The organism is Brevibacterium oceani (assembly GCF_017948325.1).
GTDB lineage: Bacteria > Actinomycetota > Actinomycetes > Actinomycetales > Brevibacteriaceae > Brevibacterium > Brevibacterium oceani.
This window is the reverse complement of sequence record NZ_CP072846.1, coordinates 1896296-1921802: the sequence shown is the minus strand read 5'-3', so window position 1 is coordinate 1921802 and position 25507 is coordinate 1896296. Positions and strand designations below refer to the sequence as shown.

23 protein-coding genes and 1 tRNA gene are annotated in these 25507 nt (G+C 65.9%); all 24 read right to left on the bottom strand.

Going from position 1 to position 25507, the window contains the following annotated elements; all coding sequences use genetic code 11:
• Positions 1–19: 19 nt before the first annotated feature.
• Positions 20–280, bottom strand: a complete 261-nt coding sequence (locus J9314_RS08455) for a F0F1 ATP synthase subunit epsilon (RefSeq protein WP_166971406.1) — start codon at positions 278–280, stop codon at positions 20–22.
• A 3-nt stretch (positions 281–283) separates the two neighbouring features.
• Complete coding sequence (gene atpD, locus J9314_RS08450) at positions 284–1732, bottom strand: F0F1 ATP synthase subunit beta (protein WP_181275318.1); 1449 nt, start codon at positions 1730–1732, stop codon at positions 284–286.
• 26 nt (positions 1733–1758) lie between these two features.
• Entirely contained in the window at positions 1759–2691 is a 933-nt protein-coding gene (locus tag J9314_RS08445; protein WP_210605310.1) for a F0F1 ATP synthase subunit gamma, read from the bottom strand.
• Between the two features lie 31 nt (positions 2692–2722).
• Positions 2723–4357: a F0F1 ATP synthase subunit alpha gene (gene atpA, locus J9314_RS08440; protein ID WP_210605309.1), complete on the bottom strand. Its 1635-nt coding sequence runs from the start codon at positions 4355–4357 to the stop codon at positions 2723–2725.
• An 81-nt stretch (positions 4358–4438) separates the two neighbouring features.
• Positions 4439–5245: a F0F1 ATP synthase subunit delta gene (locus J9314_RS08435; RefSeq protein ID WP_210605308.1), complete on the bottom strand. Its 807-nt coding sequence runs from the start codon at positions 5243–5245 to the stop codon at positions 4439–4441.
• Entirely contained in the window at positions 5245–5796 is a 552-nt protein-coding gene (locus J9314_RS08430; protein ID WP_181275322.1) for a F0F1 ATP synthase subunit B, read from the bottom strand. The genes J9314_RS08435 and J9314_RS08430 overlap by 1 nt, the downstream gene beginning before the upstream one ends.
• A gap of 19 nt (positions 5797–5815) precedes the next feature.
• On the bottom strand, positions 5816–6040 hold the full coding sequence (atpE, locus tag J9314_RS08425) for a F0F1 ATP synthase subunit C (protein ID WP_101572413.1): 225 nt from the start codon (positions 6038–6040) through the stop codon (positions 5816–5818).
• A gap of 79 nt (positions 6041–6119) precedes the next feature.
• Positions 6120–6866, bottom strand: coding sequence for a F0F1 ATP synthase subunit A (gene atpB, locus J9314_RS08420; RefSeq protein WP_210605307.1), 747 nt, complete (start codon positions 6864–6866; stop codon positions 6120–6122).
• Between the two features lie 353 nt (positions 6867–7219).
• Positions 7220–7666, bottom strand: coding sequence for a Cg1360 family ATP-synthase-associated protein (locus J9314_RS08415; protein WP_210605306.1), 447 nt, complete (start codon positions 7664–7666; stop codon positions 7220–7222).
• Positions 7663–8772: an MraY family glycosyltransferase gene (locus J9314_RS08410; protein ID WP_166971389.1), complete on the bottom strand. Its 1110-nt coding sequence runs from the start codon at positions 8770–8772 to the stop codon at positions 7663–7665. Before J9314_RS08410 ends, J9314_RS08415 begins: the two co-directional genes overlap by 4 nt.
• Entirely contained in the window at positions 8773–9423 is a 651-nt protein-coding gene (locus tag J9314_RS08405) for an L-threonylcarbamoyladenylate synthase (RefSeq protein WP_210605305.1), read from the bottom strand.
• Positions 9424–9462: 39 nt separating this feature from the next.
• Positions 9463–10350: a peptide chain release factor N(5)-glutamine methyltransferase gene (gene prmC, locus J9314_RS08400; RefSeq protein WP_210605304.1), complete on the bottom strand. Its 888-nt coding sequence runs from the start codon at positions 10348–10350 to the stop codon at positions 9463–9465.
• 25 nt (positions 10351–10375) lie between these two features.
• Positions 10376–11452 carry a peptide chain release factor 1 gene (gene prfA / locus J9314_RS08395; protein ID WP_210605303.1) on the bottom strand — a complete coding sequence of 359 codons (1077 nt, stop codon included), beginning with the start codon at positions 11450–11452 and terminating at the stop codon, positions 10376–10378.
• A gap of 1 nt (position 11453) precedes the next feature.
• Positions 11454–13523, bottom strand: coding sequence for a transcription termination factor Rho (gene rho, locus J9314_RS08390; RefSeq protein ID WP_210605302.1), 2070 nt, complete (start codon positions 13521–13523; stop codon positions 11454–11456).
• Between the two features lie 223 nt (positions 13524–13746).
• Positions 13747–14649, bottom strand: coding sequence for a homoserine kinase (gene thrB / locus J9314_RS08385; RefSeq protein ID WP_246490689.1), 903 nt, complete (start codon positions 14647–14649; stop codon positions 13747–13749).
• Positions 14650–14651: 2 nt separating this feature from the next.
• Positions 14652–15737, bottom strand: a complete 1086-nt coding sequence (thrC, locus tag J9314_RS08380) for a threonine synthase (RefSeq protein WP_210605301.1) — start codon at positions 15735–15737, stop codon at positions 14652–14654.
• Between the two features lie 2 nt (positions 15738–15739).
• Positions 15740–17083, bottom strand: coding sequence for a homoserine dehydrogenase (locus J9314_RS08375; RefSeq protein ID WP_246490688.1), 1344 nt, complete (start codon positions 17081–17083; stop codon positions 15740–15742).
• On the bottom strand, positions 17080–18522 hold the full coding sequence (gene lysA, locus J9314_RS08370; RefSeq protein ID WP_210605300.1) for a diaminopimelate decarboxylase: 1443 nt from the start codon (positions 18520–18522) through the stop codon (positions 17080–17082). The genes J9314_RS08375 and lysA overlap by 4 nt, the downstream gene beginning before the upstream one ends.
• Complete coding sequence (locus J9314_RS08365; RefSeq protein WP_210605299.1) at positions 18522–19301, bottom strand: DALR anticodon-binding domain-containing protein; 780 nt, start codon at positions 19299–19301, stop codon at positions 18522–18524. Before J9314_RS08365 ends, lysA begins: the two co-directional genes overlap by 1 nt.
• 122 nt (positions 19302–19423) lie before the next feature.
• The gene (locus tag J9314_RS08360) at positions 19424–20599 is read right to left on the bottom strand and encodes an MFS transporter (RefSeq protein ID WP_210605298.1); all 1176 of its coding nucleotides are present in this window, start codon (positions 20597–20599) and stop codon (positions 19424–19426) included.
• Positions 20600–20665: 66 nt separating this feature from the next.
• Entirely contained in the window at positions 20666–23215 is a 2550-nt protein-coding gene (locus tag J9314_RS08355) for an ABC transporter permease (protein ID WP_210605297.1), read from the bottom strand.
• A complete protein-coding gene (locus tag J9314_RS08350; protein ID WP_210605296.1) occupies positions 23212–23991 on the bottom strand; it encodes an ABC transporter ATP-binding protein in 780 nt (259 codons plus the stop codon). Before J9314_RS08350 ends, J9314_RS08355 begins: the two co-directional genes overlap by 4 nt.
• A 123-nt stretch (positions 23992–24114) precedes the next feature.
• Positions 24115–24190, bottom strand: a tRNA-Arg gene (locus tag J9314_RS08345).
• A gap of 113 nt (positions 24191–24303) precedes the next feature.
• Positions 24304–25347 carry a M15 family metallopeptidase gene (locus tag J9314_RS08340; protein WP_210605295.1) on the bottom strand — a complete coding sequence of 348 codons (1044 nt, stop codon included), beginning with the start codon at positions 25345–25347 and terminating at the stop codon, positions 24304–24306.
• Positions 25348–25507: the final 160 nt, after the last annotated feature.

Here is a 25507-nt window from a genome sequence, read left to right as displayed (position 1 = left end):
TGCCAGTGTAACGTGCAGATCAGAGAAGTTCGGCCTGATCAGCGGCAATGATCACGCGATTGTTCTCCACCGAGAGGAAACCACCATCAGCCTTGACCCTGATGGTCTCCTCACCGGTGGTGAGAATCCGCGCCTCGCCATCGGCGACGACACCCAGGACAGGCTCATGACCTGCCAGGATGCCGATCTCGCCGTCGAGAGTGCGGGCGATGACGCGCTTGGCCTCACCGACCCACACTTCGCGATCGGCAGCCACGACATTCACTTCGAGTGTCGCCATGGCTTACTTCTGCATCTCTTCGTAGTTGCGCATCACATCGTCCAGGCCGCCGACGTTGAAGAACGCCTGCTCCGGGATGTGGTCGACCTCGCCGGAGCAGATCTTCGAGAAGCCTTCGATCGTGTCGGCAAGCGGCACAGTCGAACCGGGAACCTGAGTGAACTTCTCAGCGGTGTAGGTGTTCTGCGAGAGGAACTGCTCGATGCGACGGGCGCGGTGAACGACGAGCTTGTCCTCTTCACCGAGTTCGTCGACACCGAGGATGGCGATGATGTCCTGCAGCTCCTTGTTCTTCTGCAGAATCGCCTTGACCTCGTTGGCCACGCGGTAGTGCTCGTCACCGACGATCAGCGGATCGAGGATGCGCGAGGACGAAGCCAGCGGGTCGATCGCCGGGTACAGACCACGGGAGGCGATGTCACGGCTGAGCTCGGTGGTCGCATCGAGGTGAGCGAACGTCGTGGCCGGTGCCGGGTCCGTGTAGTCGTCGGCGGGGACGTAGATCGCCTGCATCGAGGTGATCGAGTGGCCCCGCGTCGAGGTGATCCGCTCCTGGAGCAGACCCATCTCGTCAGCCAGGTTGGGCTGGTAGCCCACGGCGGAGGGCATGCGACCCAGCAGGGTCGAGACCTCGGAGCCGGCCTGGGTGAAACGGAAGATGTTGTCGATGAACAGCAGCACGTCCTGGTTCTGCACATCGCGGAAGTATTCCGCCATGGTCAGGGCCGCCAGGGCCACGCGCAGACGGGTGCCTGGCGGCTCGTCCATCTGCCCGAAGACCAGTGCGGTGTCCTTGAACACGCCTGCCTCGTCCATCTCCATGATGAGGTCGTTGCCCTCACGGGTGCGCTCACCCACACCGGCGAACACCGAGGTGCCCGAGTGGTTGTGAGCGATGCGGAAGATCATCTCCTGGATGAGCACGGTCTTGCCGACGCCGGCGCCGCCGAACAGACCGATCTTTCCACCCTGCACGTAGGGGGTCAGGAGGTCGATGCTCTTGATGCCGACCTCGAGCATCTCGGTCTTCGACTCGAGTTCGTCGAAGGCCGGTGCCGGGCGGTGGATGGGCCAGCGCTCGGAGATCTCGAGCTGCTCACCGTCGGCGAGGTTGAGGCAGTCACCGGTGGTGTTCCACACGTGGTGCTTGGTGACGTCACCGACGGGCACCGAGATCGGTGCACCGGTGTCGACGACTTCCTGACCGCGGACCAGGCCGTCGGTCGGCTGCAGCGACACGGCGCGGACGAGTCCGTTGCCCAGCTGGAGGCCGACCTCGAAGGTCAGCTTGCGCGTGCCTTCGGACAGCTCCACCGAGGTGGTCAGTGCGTTGTAGATCTCTGGCACGGAGTCGAGCGGGAACTCGATGTCGACAACCGGGCCGATGACTCGGGAAATCCGACCGAGGGCTGTGCCCTGTGCCGGAGAGGTTTCCGTTGCTGTGGCAGTCATGGTCTCTTTCTCTCTGCTCTCGCCGGTCAGTCGCCGGCTGCCGATGCCGCGAGGGCATCCGCCCCACCGACGATCTCGGTGAGTTCCTGGGTGATTTCCGCCTGGCGAGCCGTATTGGCCAACCGGGTGTAGGTCTTGATGAGATCGTCCGCGTTGTCCGTGGCCGTCTTCATCGCGGCCTGGCGCGAGGCCTGCTCGGAGGCCGATGCGCTCAGCAGCGCCGAGAGGATGCGCGAATCGATGTACCGCGGCAGCAATGCGTCGAGCACGGCCTCCGCACTGGGTTCGAACTCGTAGAGAGGGAACGCAGTGCCGTCATCGGTCGATTCGGCCGCTCCACCCGTGCTCGCCTCGTCGGCGTCGACGACTTCGAGCGGCAGAAGGCGCCGGTACTCGGGATCGTGATTGACGCTCGAGACGAACTTCGTGAAGACGATGTAGATCTCGTCGAGACCCGCGTCAGGATTCTCCGGATCGAAGTCCTCCAACAGTGCCTCACCGATCTCCCGAGCCACCTCGGCGGTCGGGTTCTCGGAGAAGCCGGTCCAGGCGCGTTCGATCGGACGATCGCGGAAGGTGTAGTAGTTCTTCGCCTTGCCGCCGACCGTGAACAGCTTCACGTCCTTGCCCTCTTCGTGCAGAAGCCGGACGAGCTCTTCGGCCTCGCGCAGCAGGTTCGCGGAATAGGCTCCCGCGAACCCACGGTCGGGTCCCATGACGAGCACTGCGGCCCGCTTGACGTTCTCCGACTCCGTGGTCAGCACGTGATCGACGTTCGACTCGCTGGCGACCGCCGAGACCGCACGGGTCAGGGCGTTCGCATACGGGCTCGCCGCCTGTGAGCGGGCGATGGCCTTCTGAATCCGCGAAGCAGCGATGAGCTCCATCGCCTTGAAGATCTTCCTCAAGGACTGTGTCGAGCGGATCTTCTGTTTGAAGACCCTCTGCTGGGCTCCCATCAGTTCTTCCTTTCGCCGTTACGGAACAGGTTCAACGCTTCTGCCGAACGATCTGCTCCTGCTCGACATCATCCGCGGAGGCAGCGGCGGTGTCTTCGCTGCCGGCCTTCGATCCACCCTGATCCGCGCTGACGAACTCCTCGGAGAATCCGGCCAGTGCCGACTTGAGCTCTTCGGTGGTGTCGTCATCGAGCTTGAGGGTCTCACGAATGGTCGTGAAGATTCCGGTCTTGCGCTCGATGTACTCGTGCAGCTCGGATTCGTACCGCAGGACGTCCTCGACAGGAATCTCGTCGAGGTAGCCGTTGGTGCCGGCAAAGATCGACACGGTCTGCTTCTCGAACGGCATCGGAGCGTACTGACCCTGCTTGAGCAGTTCGGTCAGGCGTGCACCGCGAGCCAGATCGCGCTTCGTCGCCTCGTCGAGGTCGGAGGCGAACATGGCGAATGCCTCGAGCGAACGGTACTGAGCCAGCGAGATCTTCAGCGTACCGGAGACGCCCTTGAGCGCCTTCGTCTGGGCGGCACCGCCGACGCGGGAGACCGACACACCGACGTCGACAGCAGGACGCTGCCCGGCGTTGAAGAGGTCCGACTGCAGGAAGATCTGACCATCGGTGATCGAGATGACGTTGGTCGGAATGAACGCGCCGACGTCGTTGGCCTTGGTCTCGATGATCGGCAGACCGGTCATCGAACCGCCGCCGAGCTCGTCGGAGAGCTTCGCACAGCGTTCCAGCAGACGCGAGTGCAGGTAGAAGACGTCACCCGGGTAGGCCTCGCGGCCCGGCGGACGACGCAGGAGCAGCGACACTGCACGGTAGGCCTCGGCCTGCTTCGAGAGGTCGTCGAACACGATGAGGACGTGCTTGCCGTCGTACATCCAGTGCTGACCGATGGCAGAACCGGCGTAGGGCGCCAGGTACTTGTAGCCGGCGGGGTCGGAAGCGGGCGAGGACACGATCGTCGTGTATTCGAGCGCGCCGGCCTCTTCGAGGCTGCGGCGGACGCCGGCGATCGTGGAACCCTTCTGGCCGACAGCGACGTAGATGCAGCGGACCTGCTTCTTCGGGTCGCCGGTCTCCCAGTTGGCCTTCTGATTGATGATCGTGTCGATCGCCAGAGCGGTCTTGCCGGTCTTGCGGTCGCCGATGATCAGCTGACGCTGTCCGCGTCCCACCGGGATCATCGCATCGATGCTCTTGTAGCCCGTCTGCATCGGCTCGCGCACTTCCTGGCGATCCATCACGCCTGCGGCCTGGAGCTCGAGCTCACGACGACCGACGGTTTCGATGTCGCCGAGACCGTCGACGGGACGACCCAGCGGATCGACGACGCGACCGAGGTATCCGTCGCCGACCGGGATCGAGAGGACCTCGCCGGTACGGTAGACGTTCTGCTCTTCGGCGATTCCGGAGAACTCACCGAGGATGACGACGCCGATCTCCCGTTCGTCGAGGTTCTGGGCCAGGCCCAGGGTGCCGTCTTCGAATCGGAGGAGTTCGTTGGCCATGGTTCCGGGCAGACCGGAGACGTGGGCGATGCCGTCACCAGCGGTGACGACCTTGCCGACCTCGGTCTTCTCCGAGCTCTCCGGGTTGTACGAATCAACGAACTTCCCGAGAGCGTCCCGGATCTCTTCCGGGCGAATTGTCAGTTCCGCCATCTGGTTTCCCTGCTTCCTTTACTCAAATCTTGCGTCCGACGACCGGTGGGCCGCCTATGCCGGAGGAGCCGGCCACTTGTGTCAACCTGCGAGCTTGCGCTGCACATCGGCCAGTCGATCGGCCACGGTGGAGTTCATCATCTCGTCGCCGACCTGGACCCGGACTCCCCCGAGGACACTGGGGTCGACCTGGACATTGAGCACGAGTTCGCGACCGTAGCTCGCCGACAGAGCCGACTGCAGCTTCTCGGTCTGCGCCTCGGTCAGCGGCTTGGCGACGGTGACGTCCGCAACCGAGCGCTGCTGCCGGGCCGCGAGGATGTCGCTGTACTGATCGAGTGCGGTCGCCACGCGGAGGCCGCGCGGATGCAGTGCCGCCTGAGCGATCAGGGTGATGGTGTCGGGGCTGGCCTTGCCGGAGAGCAGATCGGAGACGAGGCTCCGCTTGGTCTCCGCCGGCGCCTCCGAATCGAGAGCACGAGCGAGTTCGTGCTCCGATTCCAGCAGGCGCGCGAAGCGGAAGACTTCCTCTTCGACCTGACCGAGTTCGCCATTGGCCTGGGCAGCGGCTGCCACGGCAGTCACGCCTGCGACCTCGAGGCTCGTGACCAGATCCTGGGTACGAGCCCATCGCTGGGCAACGGCCGCATCCGCGATGCGCAGAACCGCATCGGTTGTCCGAGTCGAGAACAGAGTCCGCAGCAGCTGCTGCTTCTTCTCGGCCGACTCGGACGAGTCCGCCAAGGCCTTGCGCAGCCCGACATTCTCCGCCAGCACTCCGACGACGGCGAGCGTGCCTTCACCGATGCCTCGGGGGTCATCCGCCGAGATCTCGGAGTTCGCGTTTTCGAGAACGGCCTGCAGGGACAGTCTGCTCGACTGGAGCATCACGCCCCCTTGACCGGCTGCGCGGAGGAGTCGGACTCGAGATCGGCGATGAAGCGATCGACCACATTGGCCGAGCGCTGGTCATCGGTGAGCGACTCACCGACGATGCGCGAAGCCAGGTCCGTGGCCAGCGTGCCGACCTCGGAACGCAGCTGCACCATGGCGGCCTGACGTTCGGCGTCGATCTGGGTCTGTGCCGTTGCAATGATGCGATCAGCCTCGGTGTGAGCCTGTGCCTTCATGTCGGCGATGATCTGAGCGCCCTCTTCCTGAGCCTCGGCGCGCAGTCGTGCAGCCTCTGCACGACCGTCGGCGAGCTGCTTCTGATACTCGGCCAGAGCCTGATCGGCTTCGGCCTGGACCTTCTCGGCCTTCTCAATTCCACCCTGAATGCGCTCGGCGCGCTCATCGAGGGTCTTATTGAAGGCCGGCAGGACGTACTTCCAAACAACCAGGAAGACGATCAGCAGGCAGACGGCACTCCAGACGATGTCGTACAGCGCGGGGAGAAGTGGGTTCTCCTCGGACGCGACGATGGTAACCGGAGTCATCTTTCAGTCCTCTTCGAGATCAGGGCAGGAAGAACGGGGTGGCGATACCGATGAGGGCCAGGGCCTCGATCAGAGCGATACCGAGGAACATGTTTCCGCGCAGGGCGCCTGCCATCTCGGGCTGACGAGCGGTTCCCTCGATGGTCTTGCCGATGACGATACCGACACCGATACCGGGACCGATGGCCGCGAGGCCGTAACCGATCGTCGAAACGCTACCTTCAACTGCGGCGAGCATATCCATAGGATGCTTTTCCTTTCATAATGGAGTCGGGTGGTTGGCCCGACCGTGCAACTCGTGAGTTACGGTTCTGGGAGCTATCTCAGTGGTCGTCCGAGATAGCGGCATTGATGTACACGCAGGCGAGCAGTGCGAAGATGTACGCCTGAAGGACGACGACCAGCATCTCGAGGAGGAAGACGAACATTCCTCCAGCGAAGGTGAGGATCGAGAAGAACTGGAACCCGTTCGACGCGTCGAAGAGGAAGAAGCTGGTCGCCGAGAAGCAGAGGACGAGCAACAGGTGGCCGACCATCATGTTCGCGAAGAGTCGGATCGCCAGCGTGAACGGCTGGGTGACGAACTTCGTGATGAACTCGATCGGGATGAGCAGGATGTGCATGGCCGGCGGCACTCCGGGAAGGATCAGAGAATCCTTCAGGTAGCGGCCGAGGCCCTTCTCGGCGATGCCTGCCCAGTGATAGGTCACGTAGACGACGAGGGTGAGGACGATCGGCAGTCCGATGACGCCGGTGCCGGGCATGTTGAGGAACGGAATGAGCTTCGTGACGTTCCAGAACAGGATGCCGAAGAAGATCGCCACGATGAGCGGCATGAACTTCTTCGCTTTGTCCTTGCCCATCGTGTCCTCGGCGATGCCGACGGTGACGAATTCCATGGCGAGTTCCATTGCCGACTGGAATCGCGTGGGGACGAGCTTCATCCGCTTGGCCCAGACCGCGAGGAGGATGACGACGGCTACCGTAGCGAGGACGCGGATGAGCATCACGCGATTCATCTCGAACGGAGTGCCCTCAAAAAGGAAAGCCGCCGGAAAGAATTCCGCCATCGATGGCGCGTGAAAGCCGCCTTCAGCAGCACTGATCGTTGTGTTCGCGGCGTTGAGTGTTCCCACGTTGTTATTTCTCTCCCATGGTCAAGGGCCTTGATGGCCTGGCCTTGGCCGCGCAGTCAACGCACGGCTTGAGGTTCAGGAGCGACAGAGGGCGAACTTGCGCCCCAGCACCGCAACTACTCTACCAATTGTAGAGAGTCACCGACAAATTCATCAGGCTTCTCTGTGCAATTTCTGTCAGCGATTTTATCCGACACGTCATCACTTGGTCGACGGGGGCAGCGGGCGGGTTACCGGTGGGTCAGCTGATCGGCTGTTCGATCCCAGCGGCCACGCTGCCGAACCCTCTACTTCGCGTCCGGATCGACGTAGGGGACGCGTCCCTTGACGACGGTGACCGCCTCGACGATGGAGCTGCCGAGCACGGCGACGACGATGGTCAGGAACGCCACGGTTCCGTCGAGCCAGGTCGCGTCCTTGATCCGCCAGATGACGATCATGAAGATGAAGGCCTTGAACAGGAAGCCGACGCCGAGCAGACCGGCGATGGTCGTCAGTCCCATGTTCCGACCCAGGTACATAGTCACCAGCGTGATGATGATGAAGACTGCGGCCAGTCCCCCACCCACGGCTCCCCCGACGAGACCGGGCGTGCCCGCGGCAAGCCAGCCGATGCCCATACCGAGGGCGGCGACGACGATGACGAGGACGATGCCGCGCACGAGCAGCGACCTCCAGACCCTGGTCCAAGCGGCTTCGACGTCGGTCTCGGGGCGCGGTGTCGGGTCTGTCACGAGATTTCCTCTCTGGCTTTCTGACGCATTCGCAGGGGGTAGAACGTGAAGATCAGGGTGATGGCGACCAGGCCGCCGATGACGCAGGCGACGAAGAACCATCCTTTGAACAGGAGCAGCACCGAACCGAAGGCGATGAGCGCGGTCCAGGTGTAGAGGATGAGTACGGCACGAGCGTGTGAGTGGCCGAGCCGCAGCATCCTGTGGTGGAGGTGTTTGGCGTCGGCGGAGAACGGTGACTGCCCGGCACGCAGACGGCGCACCACCGCCAGCCCGAGGTCGAGCAGCGGCAGGAACATCACGGCAATCGGCAGAATGATCGGCATGAAGGTGGCGAATGCCCTCTCCTGACCGATCAGGGCAGGGTCGACCTGCCCGGTCACCCGAATCGTCGAGGCCGCGAGCAGCAGGCCGATGAGCATCGATCCCGAGTCGCCCATGAAGATCCGCGCGGGGTTGAAGTTGTGCGGCAGGAAGCCCAGGCACGCTCCCACGAGGATCGCGATGATGAGCGAGGCGAGGTTGGCATACGACTCCGGTGAGGCGTCGCGGGCGAGCCAGTAGGAGTAGATGAAGAACGCGATGCCCCCGATCGCGACAACGCCGGCGGCCAGACCGTCGAGTCCGTCGACGAAGTTGACGGCGTTGATCGTCACGAGGACGACGAGGACGGTGATGATGAGCGACATCCGCGGGGAGCCGATGATGACTCCTCCGAAGGGGATGGACAGCAGCGCCACGCCCTTGATGGCCATGAAGCCGGCGGCCAGCGCCTGTCCGGCGAGCTTGGCCATCCAATGGAGATCCCAGATGTCATCGATGACGCCGAGCAGACAGAGCAGTCCGGCGGCACCGGCGATGCCGATGATCGGACCGGGTTCGACGAAGATCCGCTGCAGGAACGGCGTCTGGGAGGCGAAGACGAGGCCGACGATCAGCCCACCGAACATCGCCACTCCACCCAACCTCGGCGTGGGGACGGAATGCACGTCGCGGGCCCGCAGAGGTGAGAAGATCCGCCCCCGTTCGGCCACCCGCTTGACCATCGGGGTCAGCAGGTACGCCACGAGGGCGGAGACGATGAGGATGAACAGGTAGGCGCGCACTCAGCCGTCCAGGTCGATGAGGTCGGGGACGATCTCGCGCAGCTGATCGGCAGTGATCGGTCCGGAACGGACGATGCGCGGGGTGTCGCCGCTGAGGTCGATGATCGTCGAGGACATCCCCGACTCGCGGACTCCCCCGTCGACGTAGATGTCGACGTCGTCTCCGAGCATCTCCTGCGCATCGTCGGCGGTCTGAGCGGCCGGTCGGCCAGAGATGTTCGCACTCGAGACGGCCAGAGGCCCGGTCCGGGCGAGCAGGGCCAGGGCGTATTCGTCGTCGGGCATGCGCACGGCCACGGTTCCGTGGGTGTCGCCGAGGTCCCAGTCGAGCGAGGGCTGCGCGTTCGCGATGATCGTCAGCGGACCGGGCCAGAATTGCGCGGTGAGTGCCAGCAGAGTCTCATCGACGCCGTCGATGAGACCGAAGATCGTCTCCGAGCGGGGAACGAGGACCGGTGGAGGCATGTCGCGCCCGCGGCCCTTCGCTGCGAGCAGGGCCGCGACCGCGGAGGCGCTGAAGGCATCCGCGGCGATCCCGTAGACGGTGTCGGTGGGGATGACGAGCAGACTGCCCGTGTCGGCCACACGCGCACACTCGTCGAAGACGAGGTCGCGGATATCGGCTTGGCTGACGTCGAATCGTCTCGACACGAGTTCTCCGTTTCGAATCTCTTGGCAGTGGTTGAGCGGTCAACGGCCGTCGCTCGCCGTGCGACGAGCGACCGTATAGCGGTCGCGTCCAGTGTAGTCCGGGTAGGTCGCAGGCTGTCTCAGACTGGCCGAGGCATCGAGCAGTTCACGTGCTCCGGGCCCCTGCTCCTCACTGTGCTCCATGAGGAACAGTCCACCGGGTCGCAGCAGCGCCGCGGCCTCGGCGATGATGAGAGCCGGGATCTCGAGTCCGGTGCTGCCGCCGTAGAGTGCGGCGGCTGGATCGTGTTCGGCGACTTCGGGATCCTTCGGGATCGCGGCATCCGGCACATACGGGGGGTTCGTCACGACGACGTCGGCCCGTCCGATGAGCTCGGGATGACTCTGCGTGATCGACGTGGCATCCGCTGCGAGGAATTCGACAGTGGAATCGCCGAGGCTGACCCGTTCCAGATTCGTCTGTGACCATTCCAGCGCCGCGGGTTCGCGTTCGATGCCGAGGACGTCGACTCCCTCGTGTTCGCTGGCCAGTGCCAGGGTGATCGCCCCTGATCCGGAGCACAGGTCGATGACGAACGGCCGCTCGGATCGCGCACGGTCGGAGAGCTCGGCGAGGGCGGCACCGACGAGGAGTTCGGTCTCCGGTCTGGGGACGAAGACTCCCGGTCCGACCTGCAGTTCGAGATGTCGGAAGTGGGCGACCCCGGTGAGATGCTGCAACGGGATCCGCTGCCGCCTGGCTGCACAGAGTTCGGCGAACGCAGTGGTGACCTCGGCCGGCACCGACTCGTCGAAGAGTCGTCGGCGGCCCAGAGTCGCTGAGTCGATGCCCCAGGCGTGGGCGAGCAGTGCCGACGCATCGACCTCCGGGGCGGGAACTTCTGCTTCGCGCAGCAGAGTGACGGCTCCGCGCAGCAGATCGCTCACGCGTGCGGGCGCTCCGGTGTCCAGTTCACTCCCCCAGGGCGTCGAGGCGCGCGGCCTTGTCGGCGTCACGGCAGGATCCGATGACAGGGTCGAGTTCTCCGGCGAGCACCTGGTCGAGGTTATAGGCCTTGAAACCCGTGCGGTGGTCGGTGATCCGGTTCTCCGGGAAGTTGTAGGTGCGGATGCGTTCGGAACGGTCGACTGTGCGCACCTGGGAACGGCGGATGTCGGCGGCCTCGGCTGCGGCCTCCTCGGCCTGTTTCGCCAGGATCCGGGCTCGCAGCATGCGCATGGCGGCCTCTTTGTTCTGCAGCTGGGACTTCTCGTTCTGGCAGCTCGCCGTGATCCCGGTCGGCAGATGGGTGATTCGGACGGCGGAATCCGTCGTGTTCACCGACTGTCCGCCGGGCCCGGAGGAGCGGTAGACGTCGATGCGCAGATCGTGTTCGTGCAGGTGGACCTCTTCGGGCTCATCGACCTCCGGGAAGACGAGGACGCCGGCCGCTGAGGTGTGGATGCGGCCTTGGGATTCGGTCACAGGAACGCGTTGGACACGGTGGACGCCGCCTTCGAACTTCAGCCAGCCGTACGCACCGTCGTCCTTCGCTTTGACTGCCAGGGAGACGTCTTTGTAGCCGCCGAGGTCGGAGTGCGTGGCGTCGAGGAGCTGGCTCGACCAGCCGTGGGAGTCGATCCACCGCTGGTACATGCGCAGCAGATCGCCGGCGAACAGCGCGGACTCCTCGCCGCCCTCACCGGCCTTGATCTCGATGATCGCATCGCGGGCGTCATCGGGATCGCTCGGGACGAGGAGGTCTCTGAGCTCACCCTCGACGGCCGACATCTCCTCGGAGAGCCGTTTCGCCTCGGCGGCGAAATCGGCATCGTACTCTGCCAGCTCGAGGGCGGCCGAATGGTCGGCCTCGAGCTGGGAGAAGCGCCGGGCGGCCTCGGCGACCCTATTGAGTTCCGCGTACCGCCTGGTCAGCTTCTTGGCCCGGCCGGCGTCAGCGTGGACGGCGGGATCGGAGAGTTCCTCCTGCACCCGCGCATGCTCATCGAGCAGAGCGCTGACACTGGCCGTGAGGGTGGAATCGGCCATCTCAGTTGTTGTCGGTCGAAGACTTCGGCAGAGGAGTGGTCTTCTGAACCTGCATGAGGAACTCGGCGTTCGAGCCGGTCTCTTTGAGCTTGGACATGAGCAGTTCGACGGCCTGCTGCTGCTCGAGACCCGAGAGGAGTCGGCGCAGCTGCCACATGACCTTCGTCTCTTCGCCCGTCATCAGCATCTCTTCGCGGCGGGTGCTCGACGCGTTGACGTCGATGGCCGGGAAGATGCGCTTGTCGGCGAGCTGACGGCTCAGGCGCAGCTCCATGTTGCCGGTGCCCTTGAACTCTTCGAAGATGACCTCGTCCATCTTCGAACCGGTCTCGACCAGCGCGGTGGCGAGGATGGTCAGCGAACCGCCGCCCTCGATGTTGCGTGCGGCACCGAAGAACTTCTTCGGCGGGTAGAGAGCGTTCGCGTCGACACCGCCGGAGAGGATGCGGCCCGAAGCCGGCTGGGCGATGTTGTAGGCGCGGCCGAGGCGGGTGATGTTGTCGAGCAGAACGACGACGTCGGAGCCCATCTCGACGAGGCGCTTGGCCCGTTCGATGGCGAGTTCGGCGATCGTCGTGTGGTCGTCGGCGGGACGGTCGAAGGTCGAGGCGATGACCTCGCCCTTGACCGCGCGCTGCATGTCAGTGACTTCCTCGGGACGTTCGTCGACGAGGACGACCATGAGGTGCGCTTCGGGGTTGTTCTCGGTGATCGCGTTCGCGACCTGCTGCATGATCGTCGTCTTGCCCGCCTTCGGGGGTGCGACGATGAGTCCGCGCTGTCCCTTGCCGATGGGCGTGATGAGGTCGATGAGACGTGTCGAGTGCAGCTTCGACGTGGTCTCCAGACGCAGTCGCTCCTGCGGGTAGAGCGGAGTGAGCTTGGAGAACTCGACGCGCGAGCGGGCGTCGTCGACGGTCAGACCGTTGACGGAGTCGAGGCGGACGAGCGCGTCGAACTTCTCGCGCTTGTTGCCCCGCTGTTCGTTCTCGCGCGGCTGGCGGATCGCGCCGGCGACGGCATCGCCCTTGCGCAGGCCGTTCTTGCGCACCATGGAGGCCGAGACGTAGACGTCGTTCGGTCCCGGCAGGTAGCCGGAGGTGCGCAGGAAGGCATAGTTGTCGTGGACGTCGAGGATGCCGCCGACGGGGATGAGCACGTCGTCGTGACGGATGTCCGGTTCGTCATTGCCGCGGCCGCGACGCTTGCGGTCCCGCCCGCGTCCGCGGCGGTTGCCGCGGTCGTCATCGTCGTTGTTGTTGCGACCCCGACGGTTGTCACGGTCGTTGTTGCCGTTGCCCCGGTTGTCGCGATCGCCGCGGTTGCCACGGTCATCCCGGTTGCTGCCGCCGCGGTCATTGCGATCGTTTCGGTCGCCGCCGCGGTCGTTGCGATCATTGCGGTCGTCCCGGTTGCTGCCGTTGCCGCCGCGATCGTTGCCGCCACGGTCATCGCGGTCACCGCTGCGGTCGTTGCCGTCGCGGTCGTTCTGGCGATTGCGACGATCGTTGTCGCGACCGCCGCGGTTCTCACGGTCGGCGCCGCGGTCCTGACGTCCCGACCGGTCGGCCGATTCGTCCGAATCCTGTTCGCGGGACTCGCTCTGGTCGGAACCGCGTGAGCGCGACCGGTTCCGGCGGGACCGCTGACGATCCTGGTCGCCGTCCTTGTCCTCGTGCGATTCCGCCGCCGGCTTCTCGGGGGCGGACTCGCTCGCGGCGGGGGCATCGCTGCTGGGTTCGACGATGAGTGCCGGAGCATCCTCGGTCGGTGCGGACTCGGCGGGCGCGGCCCGGCGCGAGGAGCGGCGATTCGCCGGCTCCTGCTTCGGCTCGTCCTTCTTCTCCGCTGACTTCCCCCGGGCGGCGGAAGCGGCGGACTTCTGCTCGGCGGGGGCGGAGGCGCCCGATCCGCCCGAATGGCTGTTGATGGCGTCGATCAGTTCGCTCTTGCGAAGTCGACGGTAACCCTTGATTCCCAGACCCGCTGCCATTTCCTGGAGCTGGGGCAGCCGCAGCGCTGTGAGGCTGCCGCTTCGCGGCGTGGAATCGTGAGTGGTGGTTTCAGACACGAAGGTCCTTCTCCCTCTTTCGGCCGTGCGGCATGTGCCGTTTGCTCACGGCGACGGAAACACCATTGACGGTGCGTTGTGAAAGAAAACCTGCAAAAGAACGAGCAGGAGATGTTCCGGAATGTATGACATCGGCATCGGACCCGTGAAGAACAGCGGGAAGCCGTGCACGACGGAACACCCTCAGTCTACTTGTTCGTCGGCGATCACGCGAATCGTTTCGTCAACTTTCTCGGATCACCCGATATCCCCCGAGGTCAATGGCGGTCCGACGGCAGACGACGCCGTCGGGCACCGCCGCATCGGGGACGGAGTCGGCGAGGACGAGGACCGTGGGACCGGCCCCCGAGATGACCGCCGGCAGGCCGCGGTCGCGCAGTGCGTCGACGAGGGCCATGGACTGCGGGTAGGCGCCGCGTCGGAATTCCTGGTGGAGCCGATCGTCGGTGGCGTCGAACAGCGCCGAAGCGTCGTTGACGAGGCCATGGATGAGCAGTCCCGCACGGGCGGAGTTCTCCGCCGCGACCGGGTGAGCGATGTCCGCGGGGATGAGGCCGCGGGCGATGTCCGTGTCCAAGCGGACGGAGGGCACGAGCACGGTGACGGCCTCGAGCGTGCGCACCGGCACCTGCCAGGACCGGGCCGGACCCGAGAGAGAGACGGTGAGCCCGCCGAAGATCGCCGGAGCCGCATTGTCAGGATGTCCCTCGTAGTCCGTGGCGATCTCGAGGATGCGTTCGCGAGTGAGTGCCTGACCGGTCGCCCAGTGCCCGAGTTCGGCGGCCAGTCCGATTCCGGCAACCACCGCGGCGGCCGAGGATCCCAGGCCCCGTGAGTGCGGGATCCGGTTGCGACAGTCGAGTTCGATCCGGTCGAGCAGGCCCGGCTCCGCGTTGGGGAATTCCGCGGCGAACACCTCGGCGAGGACTCGCATGACGAGATGGGTGCGGTCGCGTGGGAGCACGTCGGCGCCCTCCCCCGTGACCGTGACGCAGTTCGCCTCGTCGACGGGTGCCTCACGGACGCTCAGGGTGAGCGTGTCGACGATGTCGAGGGCGAGGCCGAAGGCGTCGTATCCGGGTCCCAGATTCGCCGAGGTGGCCGGGACCTCGAGTCGCAGGCGCACGCTCAGCTGTCCTCGAGGCCCAGGGCGCGGGCGGCGCTGACGGCGTCGATCGAGACCCGCAGCGGCTCGATCTCCGAACCGTCGGTGGTGTGCAGGGCCCAGGAGGGGTCCTTCAGCCCGTGCCCGGTGACGGTCACGGCGATCGTCGCGCCGGCGGGGATGCTGCCGGCTTCCGACTTCTTCAGCAGTCCCGCCACCGAGGCGGCCGATCCGGGTTCGACGAAGATTCCCTCTTCGCGGGAGAGGAATTTGTGGGCAGCGAGGATCTCATCGTCGGTGACCGATTCGATGAGTCCGCCGGAGTCCTCACGTGCGGCGACAGCCTGAGTCCAGCTGGCGGGATTGCCGATGCGGATCGCGGTCGCGATCGTATCGGGTTCGTCGACGGGATGGCCGAGGACGAGCGGCGCGGCGCCGTCGGCCTGGAAGCCCCACATCTGCGGCAGCTTCGCCGCGACGCCCAGCTCGCGGTACTCGTTGTAGCCCTTCCAGTAGGCCGTGATGTTGCCGGCGTTGCCCACGGGCAGGACGTGGATGTCGGGAGCGTCGCCGAGGACATCGACGACCTCGAAGGAAGCGGTCTTCTGGCCCTCGATGCGGTCGGGGTTGACCGAGTTGACGAGGTGGACGGGATAGGACTCGGAGAGCTTGCGGCACAGCGTGAGGCAGTCGTCGAAGTTGCCGTCGACCTCGAGCAGCGTGGCACCGTGGGCGATCGCCTGGCTCATCTTGCCCGGAGCGATCTTGCCCGTGGGCACGAGCACCGCGCACGTCAGTCCTGCCTTCGTGGCGTAGGCCGCGGCGGATGCGGAGGTGTTGCCCGTCGATGCGCAGATGACCGCCTTGGCCCCGTGGGCCACGGCCTTAGTGATCGCCATCGTCATCCCGCGGTCCTTGAACGATCCCGTCGGGTTGAGTCCCTCGTACTTCACCCACACCTGGGCGCCCGTGACCTCGCTGAGCTTCTCCGCTCTGATCAGCGGGGTGCCGCCCTCGCCGAGCGTGACGGCCGGGGTGGTCTCGGAGATGTCGAGGAGGCTGCGGTATTCCTCGACCACGCCCTGCCACTGGTGTCTGGGGTAGTTCATTCTCACTGTCCTTCTACGCGGATCACGGATTTGACGGCGTGGACGACGGGCAGATCGCTGAGCCGATCGACCGTCTTCCTCAGTATCGAGTCGGTGTTCGAGTGGGTGGCGAGCACGAGCTTGGCGTGCTGCACTCCGTCATCATCGATCTCACCGACCGTCTGGCGCATGAGCTCGATCGAGGCGCCCTCATCGGCGAAGACCTCGGACACCGCTGCCAGCACACCGGGCCGGTCGACGACATCGAGAGTGATGTGGTATCGGGTGGTGATCGACGAGATCGGCAGGATGTGCGAATCCGAGTGGAAGGGCCGCTCGTACTGTCCGCGTCCGCCGAGCACCTTGCGTCGGGCCACGGAGACGAGGTCGCCGAGCACGGCCGAGGCGGTCGGGGCTCCGCCGGCACCCTGTCCGTAGAACATCAGTTCGCCGGCAGCTTCGGCCTCGATGAACACCGCGTTGAAGGCTCCGCGGACGGACGCCAGCGCATGGCTGCGATCGAGCAGCGCGGGATAGACGCGTGCCGAGAGCCCGGCTCCCGTCGGGGACGAGGCCACACGCTCGCATACGGCCAGCAGTTTGATGACGAAGCCCTGGTCGCGAGCGGTCTGGACCATCTCCGAGGTGATCCCTTCGATGCCTTCGACGTGGACGTCGTCGATCGACACGGGCGCATGGAATGCCAGCGAGGACAGGATCGCGGCCTTCGCAGCGGCATCGTGTCCGCCGACGTCGGCGGTCGGATCCGCCTCGGCGAAGCCGAGTTCCTGGGCCGTCGTCAGCGCCCGGTCGAAGTCCCAACCCTCGGAGTCCATCTGATCGAGGATGAAGTTCGTGGTGCCGTTGACGATGCCGATGATGCGTTCGATCCGGTCCCCGGCCAGCGAGTCGCCGACGGGACGGATGATCGGGATGGCCCCGGCCACGGCCGCTTCGTGCTCGAGGCGAACACCGGCAGCATCGGCCGTGGACATGAGTTCGCCGTAGCTGGCGGCCAGCAGCGCCTTGTTCGCGGTCACCACCGACGACCCCTGCTTGAGGGCTGCGAGGATGAGTGATTTGGCCGGTGCGATCCCGCCCATGAGCTCGACGACGATGTCGGCACCGGTGATGGCGGCCTCGGCGTCGGTCGTCAGCAGCGCGGGGTCGATGCCGGGACGGGGCTTCGATGCGTCCCGGACGACGACGGCACTGAGTTCGAGCGGCGCGCCGATGCGTTCGGCCAGGCCGTCAGCGCGGTCCTGAATCCGCGCGGCGACCTCCGAGCCGACGACTCCGCATCCGAGCACGGCAACCTTGAGTGCCTGCATATCCTCACCTTTTCCGCTGTTGAAATCGACGCTCATCTGCTCTCCGCCTCTCCCCCGGACATTCCGGGGTCGGTGGCGAACATCAGCGAGTGGTCTTCGGGCTTGACGATCCACTTAACTCTATCGGCATCGACCGCGAGCACTCCCGGCCGGGGCAGATGATTGTAATTGCTGGCCAGCGATCGGCAGTAGGCGCCCGTGGAGGGCACTGCGACGAGATCGCCGGCAGCGACGTCGGCGCCCATATATTCGTCGCGGACGATGATGTCGCCGGATTCGCAGTGTTTTCCGACGATGCGCACGATCGCGGGTTCGGCACTCGAGGCGCGATTGGCCAGGGTGCAGGAATAGTCGGCGTCGTAGAGAGCGGTGCGGATGTTGTCGCTCATTCCGCCGTCGACGGCGACGTACGTCCTGATTCCGCTGTCGGTGCTCACCTGTTTGACGGTGCCGACCTCGTAGAGCGAGAACACTGCTGGGGAGACGATGGCGCGGCCGGGTTCGATCGAGATCCGCGGCACGTTCGTGCCCAGTCCGCGGCACTCCTTGGCCACCACCTCGGCGAGCTCGGCAGCCATCTCCGCAACCGGGATCGGGGTGTCCTGGCTGGTGTAGCGGATGCCGAAGCCGCCGCCGAGGTCGACGTCGGGCAGGTCGATTCCGTGCTCGGCCATGATCTCGGCGCGGAAGGCGAGGACACGGGAGGCAGCGACCTGGAAGCCGGAGATATCGAAGATCTGTGAGCCGATGTGCGAGTGGAGGCCGTCGAGACGCAGATGCGCGGAGTCGGCGACCAGCTGTGCTGCCCGGGCCGCGGTTCCGTCGGACAGGGAAAGACCGAACTTCTGATCTTCATGGGCGGTGGCGATGAAGTCATGCGTGTGAGCCTCGACGCCGACGGTCACCCTGAGCATGACCGGTGCGAGAACCCCTCTGGCCGCGGCGATCGCTTCGAGTCTGGCCACCTCGTCGAGACTGTCGACGAAGATCCGCCCGATGCCGTAGTCGAGGGCGTATTCGAGCTCTGCGACGGACTTGTTGTTCCCGTGCAGACCGACACGCTCACCGGGGACGCCGGCGGCGCGAGCGATCATCATCTCCCCCATCGAGCAGGTGTCGAGGCCGAGGCCCGCTGCATGGACCCAGCGAGCGACAGCGGTGCACAGGAACGCCTTTCCGGCGTAGTAGACGTCGGCGCCGGCCAGTCCCTTCTCTGCCGAGAAGGCGGAGGAGAAGGTCGAGACGTAGGACTCTGCGCGGGAGCGGAAGTCCGCGGCGTCCATCACGAGAGTGGGGGTCCCGTATTCGGCGGCGAGGTCGGTCACCGAGTGACCGGCGACGGTCAGCACACCGTCGGCGTCCTTCGTCACATTGTCCGACCACAGGCTCGGGAGCAGAGCGTTGACGTCATCGGGGTAGGGCAGCCACACCGGGGCCGGGGTCGCGTGGAGCGTCCCTGCGATATGAGCGGGCATCAGATCCTCTCCGGCGCCGCGGCGCCCAGTTGTCTCAGTCCAGTCGCTAGGACGATGATGGCGGCACTGACCAGGACGAGCCTGGATGCGTGCCGGGCGGTGATGGGTTCGTCGACCGTCGGCGTCACCGGACACCGGTGCAGCCAGACCTCGGCGGCATCCGCGACCTCGGTCAGCGCCGCGACGAAGAGCGCCGGATCGCCGAGGCGAAGCGACCGGGTGAGGCGGCCTCGGACCGCGGCCAGGGCGTTGAGCAGACGCGTCTCACTGGGGTCGACGAGGACCGAGTCGTCGCTGGTCTCGACCGTGATGCCGGCGGCATCGGCGCGGCGCCTCTCCCGGCAGACTGCGGCATGTCCCTGTTGGAGGACGGCGACCGTGTCAGGATCGGCAGGTCGGTGTGACCACCTCGGTGATGGTGCGACCTCCCCGTGGACTGCGGAAGATATTGCCGAGGTGCCCGCGGCGATGAGGTCGAAGGCGATCCGTGCGCGTGCGGCCGGTGTGAGCGTGATGTTGATGAAACCCGGTCCGGCGACGGCTGCGGCGGCCACCTCGGGATAGGACTGCAGATGGGCGCAGATATCCGTGGCGAGTTCCAGGCGGCGGTCCGGATCTGTTGCGGCGCGCAGCGCTGCAGTGGTCGTCCAGTCTCCGAGTTCCGGTCGTGACGGGGGCGTGACGGTGATCTCGGCCGCTGCGAAGCCTGTCGCCGTGAGATCGGTGTCGGCCAGCACCAAAGCGCGCGCAAGTGCGGTCTGCAGATCTTCCGGGGTCACTCGAACAGAGTACTCGGAGCGGCTGCGTCGGCACGAATCATCCGTCATCTTCGCTCTCATGACGAGACACGGCAGCGACGAGGCCTCGTCTCGGGGCTGAGACATCCCGCGTCGTCGCCGACTCAGATCGCACCGGGACGACACGCCGCGCGGCTGACGAGGAACTTCACGACGACCGAGACGAGCACCACGGCGAAAGCGGGCGCCATGCTGTCGAAGCTCTGGATGAGGAACGCGAAGATCAGCGGGCCGGTGGCTGCCAGCAGGTAGCCGCCGCCCTGGACGAAACCGGACAGGGATGCCGCCGACTCCGCGTCCCGGGCACGCAGCGTGATGAGCGTCAGCGCCAGGGGGAACGTCGAGATGCCGATGCCCAACAGCACCGTCCACAGCACCGGTGCGGCGGTCGGCAGCAGCCACAGCCCGATGTAGCCGACGGCGAGGCTGAGGCAGAAGGCGACGACGATGAGGTAGGCAGAGGTCATCTTCTGCGCGAGGGCCGGGAGGACGAATCCGAGGACCAGCGGGATGGCGGTGACGAGCGCGAGCATCGCACCGGCGAAGGCGGCGTCGAAGCCCGAGCGGGTCAGCAGGGTCGGCAGCCAGGTGAAGAGGATGAAGTTGTTGAATGAGGTCAGTCCCGTCATCGTCATCAGCGCCCAGGCGCGGCGGCTGCGCAGCAGACGGGCCAGCTCGCTGCCGCCGACGACGGCGGCGGCCACCTCGGCCGAGGGAGCCGGGCGGAGGACTCGAACGACGATCCAGACGCACACTCCGAGAGCGGCGAAGCCGGCCCAGACGAGCAGAGAACCGCGCCAGCCGACGCCGTCGGCCAGCGGAACCGCCACGAGGGGCGGGATGAACGTGCCGAACTGGAGCAGTCCGACATGGACGGTCGACATGAGTGCCACCCGGTCCGGGAAGTACGACTTGACCAGGGGCGGGAGGACGACGTTGCCGATGCCCATGCCCAGCAGCGCGAGCACGCTGAGTGCGAGGAACAGCAGCGGGGAATCGATGAGGGCTCTGATGCCGAGGCCGATCATCACCATGACCATCGCGGCCAAGGTCAGCCCGAGACCGGAGAACCGGGAGTAGAGGCGCGGGGTGAGGAAACCGCTGAGACCGTAGAGCAGCGGCGGGAGCATGCCGATGACGGCGAGGAAGACCGCACCGAGGTGGATCTCCTCCCCCATGACGTCGAGCAGCGGAGAGAGGCCGGTGACTCCGGGCCGCAGATTGAATGCGGCGATGACGATTCCGAGGATGATCAGAATACGAGTCCACGCAGAGTTCATGACCTCTTTCCTATCAGACCGATGGGTCCCTCCTCCCGCGCGGGGTCAGCAGTCGGGTGCGCGGGTTCAGTAGTCGAGTTTGAGTCCCTCGACCGGCGACAGCCGTGCGGCGCGGCGCGCAGGCGCGAGAGCCGAGAGGATCCCGGCGACGATCGCGACGCCGAGGATGCCGAGGAACGACAGCGGCGAGAAGTCGACGATGAGGTCGGTGGAGTAGTCGTGGGTGAGCAGGCGAGTGCCGACCAGCCCCAGAGCACCCCCGAGGGCGAGCCCGATGAGGGCCGCGACCGAGGAGATGAGCACGGCCTCGAACGCGAGCAGGGCACGCAGCTGTCCGATGCTCAGCCCGAGCGCGCGCATGAGGGCGTTCTCCCGCCTGCGTTCGATGACCGAGAGGCTGACCGTGTTCGACACGCCGATGAGGGCGATGAGGACGGAGACGAGCAGCAGTGCCACAGCCCCGGCGAGCATGACGTCGATGAGTTCGGAGAACGCCCCGCGGGCGACCGCCGAGCCGTTGACATCGTCGCTCGGCACGTCGAGCGCCTCGGCGACCGATTGCCGGATCCTATCGATCTCACCGACCTCGACGTCCTCGTCGAGGCGGACGAGCACGGCCGTCGTCGTCGCCGAGACCCCGAGCGAGTTGCCCACATCGGGGGTGGTGAAGAACGCGAGACTGGACAGGCCCTCACGCTGCACCGGAACGGCCCGTTCGTTGAGACCCTTCACCCGCACCGTCGCATCGGGATAGTCCTCGGGAACGACGACCCGACCGGGCACCAGATCGGCCGCGGAATCGCCGAGGACGGTCGCCGCGGACTCGGGGTCGAGCACGAAGATCTCCGGACGGTCCCCCTTGAACTCCTCGACCGCCTCGGCGCGGTGAGCCGAGACTGCATAGGCGACTCCCGGGATCTCCCGCACCTGCTCGAGCTCCTCATCGTCGACGAGGCCGGACAGCGACACGGACACATCGACGGGATACCGCTGATCGAAGCCGTGACCGAGCGTCGCCTTCGTCGACAGCCCGCCCACGAGGATCGTCGCGACGAGGGTGACGCCGATGATGAGCGCTGTCGCGGTCGTGGCCGTGCGACGCGGATTGCGCAGAGTGTTCAGGGTCGCCAGCTGGCCCGGCACGCCCCACGGGCTGAACAGGACTTCGCCGATCCATCCGACGACCGGGGGGATGATCTTCGCCGAACTGACGATGAGCCCGGTGACGATGAGCCCTCCGCCGACGGCCCCGCCGATCACCCAGGACTGCGCGGTCGAGATCGCATAGAGCGAGACGACGATGAGGGCGACGCCGGTGATGATGAGCACGAAGCCGATGATGTGCCGCGGCCGGCTGCGCGTCGACGGTGTCAAGGAGGCGTCGAACGGCTGCAGTGCCTCGAGCGGTGTCACGGCGATCGCGCTGCGGGCGGGGCGGATCGTAGCCAGGATCGTCAGCAGCGCACCGACGGCGACGCCGGCGACGAGGGCGGAGACCGGAACGGTGAGAGTGTCATAGGGGAATTCCTCCGGCCACCAGCGCACGGTCGCGAACATCAGTCCATGACTCACGCCGACACCGGCGAGGACGCCGAGAATCGACCCGATGAGACCGACGGCGAGTCCCTCGGCGACGACGGAGCCGTACATCTGGGCGCGGGAGGCGCCGAGACAGCGCAGCAGCGCGAGTTCGCGCCGTCGACCGGCCACGATGACCGAGAACGTGTTGGACACCACGAGGATGGCGACGACGACCGAGATGCCGGCGAAGACGAGCAGCAGCGCGGTGACCACGGCGTTGCCGCCGGAGAGTCGGTCGGTCTTGACGTCGACGGCATCGGCGACCTTGTGGGCCTCGAGGCTGCCCTTGAGATCAGAGGAGTCGACGACCGTCTGCAGTTCGGAGCGCACGCGTTCGGGGTCGGCCCCGTCTTCGAGTGCGATCTGGACGGCTATGACGTCGCCCTGCTGGGCGAAGTACTCCTGGTAGCCCGCGGCCGTCGTGAGTGCGCGGTCGACTCCCGGCAGTGCCGGGTCCTCCCCCATCTCGGCGAGACCGACGACTGAGAAGGTCACGCTGTTGTGGCTCGGACCGCGGTAGATCGGCATGTCCTCGTCTCCGGACTCCACCGGAACCGAGTCCACGGTGAAGCGGATCTCGTCGCCGATGCCGACGTCGAGGCTCTGGGCGGTGCGGGAATCGAGGACGAGGTCGGTCGTCGAGGCGGGTCGGTGACCGGCGACGACTCCGAAGGTGTCGAGGCGCTCATCGGTCGGAACCGGGGAGAGTGCGAAAGAGCTTTCGGAGAAGCCGGTCGACCGGCCGGTGGTCACGGTCCGTGCGGACAGCGAGGCGGAGTCGACTCCGTCGATTTCGGACATGGGAGTCAGCAGCGGGGCTGCGGATTCCCCACCGACGAACACGTCCTGAGCGGGGATGACCGCGAGGTCGGCGTGGGAGAACGACCGGCCGACGGCGTCTTCGAGGCTGGTCTGCAGAGAGGAGTTGATGATGAGCGTCGTGGCGACGAAGCCGGCGGCCAGGGCGATGCCGAGACCGATGGCGAGGAAGCGCGCCCAGTGGATCCGGATCTGCGCCAGGGCGACAGCGATCACAGAGAACTCAGTTCGCTCAGTGCGCTCACGACGCGCTCCCGAGTGGGTTCGCGGACCTCACCGGTGGCGTGTCCGTCCTTGAGCAGGACGACGCGATGGGCGTGCGAGGCCGCCATCGGATCGTGTGTGACCATGATGATCGTCTGACCGTAGAGGCTCGTGGCGCGGCCGAGCAGGGAGAGCACCTCGGCGCCGGCATGGGAGTCGAGGTTTCCGGTGGGTTCGTCGGCGAAGATGACGTCGGGGCGGGTCAGCAGCGCACGGGCCACGGCGACACGCTGCTGCTGACCGCCGGAGAGTTCGTGCGGACGGTGTTTCAGCCGATCGCCCAGTTCGAGGCGTTCGACGACCTCTGCCTTCCACTCCTTGTCGATCCTCTTCCTCGCCAGAGATACGGGCAGTTCGATGTTCTGCTCCGCGCTCAGCGTCGGGACGAGGTTGAACGCCTGAAAGATGAACCCGACCCGGTCGCGACGCAGCTGTGTCAGCTGCCGATCGTTGAGCCGGGTGATGTCCTTCCCGCGCATGATGATCGACCCCGAGTCGACGCGATCGAGTCCGGCCAGGACGTGCATGAATGTCGACTTGCCCGAGCCGGAGGGCCCCATGATGGCCGTGAAGCGGCCCATCTCGAAGTCGACGCTGATGTCGTCGAGCGCCTCGACCGCGGTGTCTCCGCGCCCGAAGGACTTGCGCAGGTTCTTCGCCTGCAGGACGACATCGGGAGCGGCTGGAGCAGGAGCCGTACGGTCGGTCTCATCGGATCGGTTCGACATCGAGGCCTCACATCGCTTCTCAGAGTTCGTCTCCGACCACCTTAGGCCCTGGCGGCAACGTCGACCATTTGGTGCAGGTATGCGAAACCGCCCACCTCAGCTGGTGAGATGGGCGGTGTGATGTGGTGCCCGCGACAGGATTCGAACCTACGACCTTCTGCTCCGGAGGCAGACGCTCTATCCACTGAGCTACGCGGGCAACGGATGCAATGCTATCACCGAACTGCGGCACCGCCCAAAACGACGCCGCGTGCGATCGGTGTTCGATCGCACGCGGCGGTTTTCGGTGCATATCGGCTCTGAACCCGCAGGTCAGGCGCCCTTCATGGCTTTGCGTCCGGGAACGTATTCCCAGTGCCAGAGTTCATAGGAGTTGCGCTGAGCCCAATCGGGGTTCTCCCAGCCGTACTTCTTCGCGTTCGCCACCAGCCATTCGTACTGCTCCCCCGAGCCGCTCTGGGTGCCTCCACCGAGGTCGAGGGCCAGGCCCCACCCGTGGTTGGAGGTGCCGGGTCGAGCCGCGAAGCCGGGCTTGCGGGCTGCGACGGAGACCTGCGACTCGAGCGAGCGGTAGGAGTCCGTGACAGCGAGTTCCTTGCCGGTGTCCTTCTTGAACGCGGCATTCATCTTCGCAAACGACACGGCCGCGTCGCTGCGCAGCTTGTGGTTGCCGACTCCGATCTCGCACAGCCAGGAATCGGGGAGCTCGCCATTGCTGGCCTCACCTTTCGGTGCTTCACCGTCGCAGCCGGGCAGAACGGACTTCGTGATCGCCCGGGAGGCGGCCTCGACCTTCGTCTGCTTGGCACTCGGGGCACCGATCGTCATCGAGGTCTTGTCGTCCTTGTCGACCTTGATGTCGGCGGAGACTGATTCGGCGTTGATCGCCCGCGGCTGAGATTCGGCCGCTGAGTCGTCGACCTTGACTTCCTGGCTGCCGCCGAGGTTGCCGGCGACCATGACCGCCGCGATGGCGGTGCCCGTGACCGAGACGGTGGCCAGCGCAGAGAAGGTCGTGACCTGACGACGGCGGACCGAGCGCAGCAGCGAACCGTCGGATCCGCGACTGCCCAGCCGGGTCGCCGCGAGCGTCGAGGTGTGTCCGGCGGGTGTCGTCACAGGCGCACCGGCGGCTTCCTTCGCCATCGCCTGACGTCGCGGTGAGTCGGCCGCAGCCCGGGCTTCAGCGGCCATGGCTGCCCGACGCGGGGACAGAGTCGTCTGAGAATCGATGACGCGCGACGGCGATGTCGCGGCCTGCTTCCTGGAGAAGATCGTCTGCGTCGGTGCGTTCTGGCTGCGCAGGTCGCGCCTGCGCACCGGCGGCGCCTCGACGGTCGAGAGCTCACTCGACATAGTGCTCCATACTGTTGGCTGTGATTGTGCGGCGGACGTCCTCCCCGGAGCGTCCCAAAAGCTCATGTCACAACACTATAACGACATCGTTACAGAATGTCACTTCTTCCTCAGACACCGAGTGTGACCTGGGCATACGCCCACCGGGCAAGGGTCACGA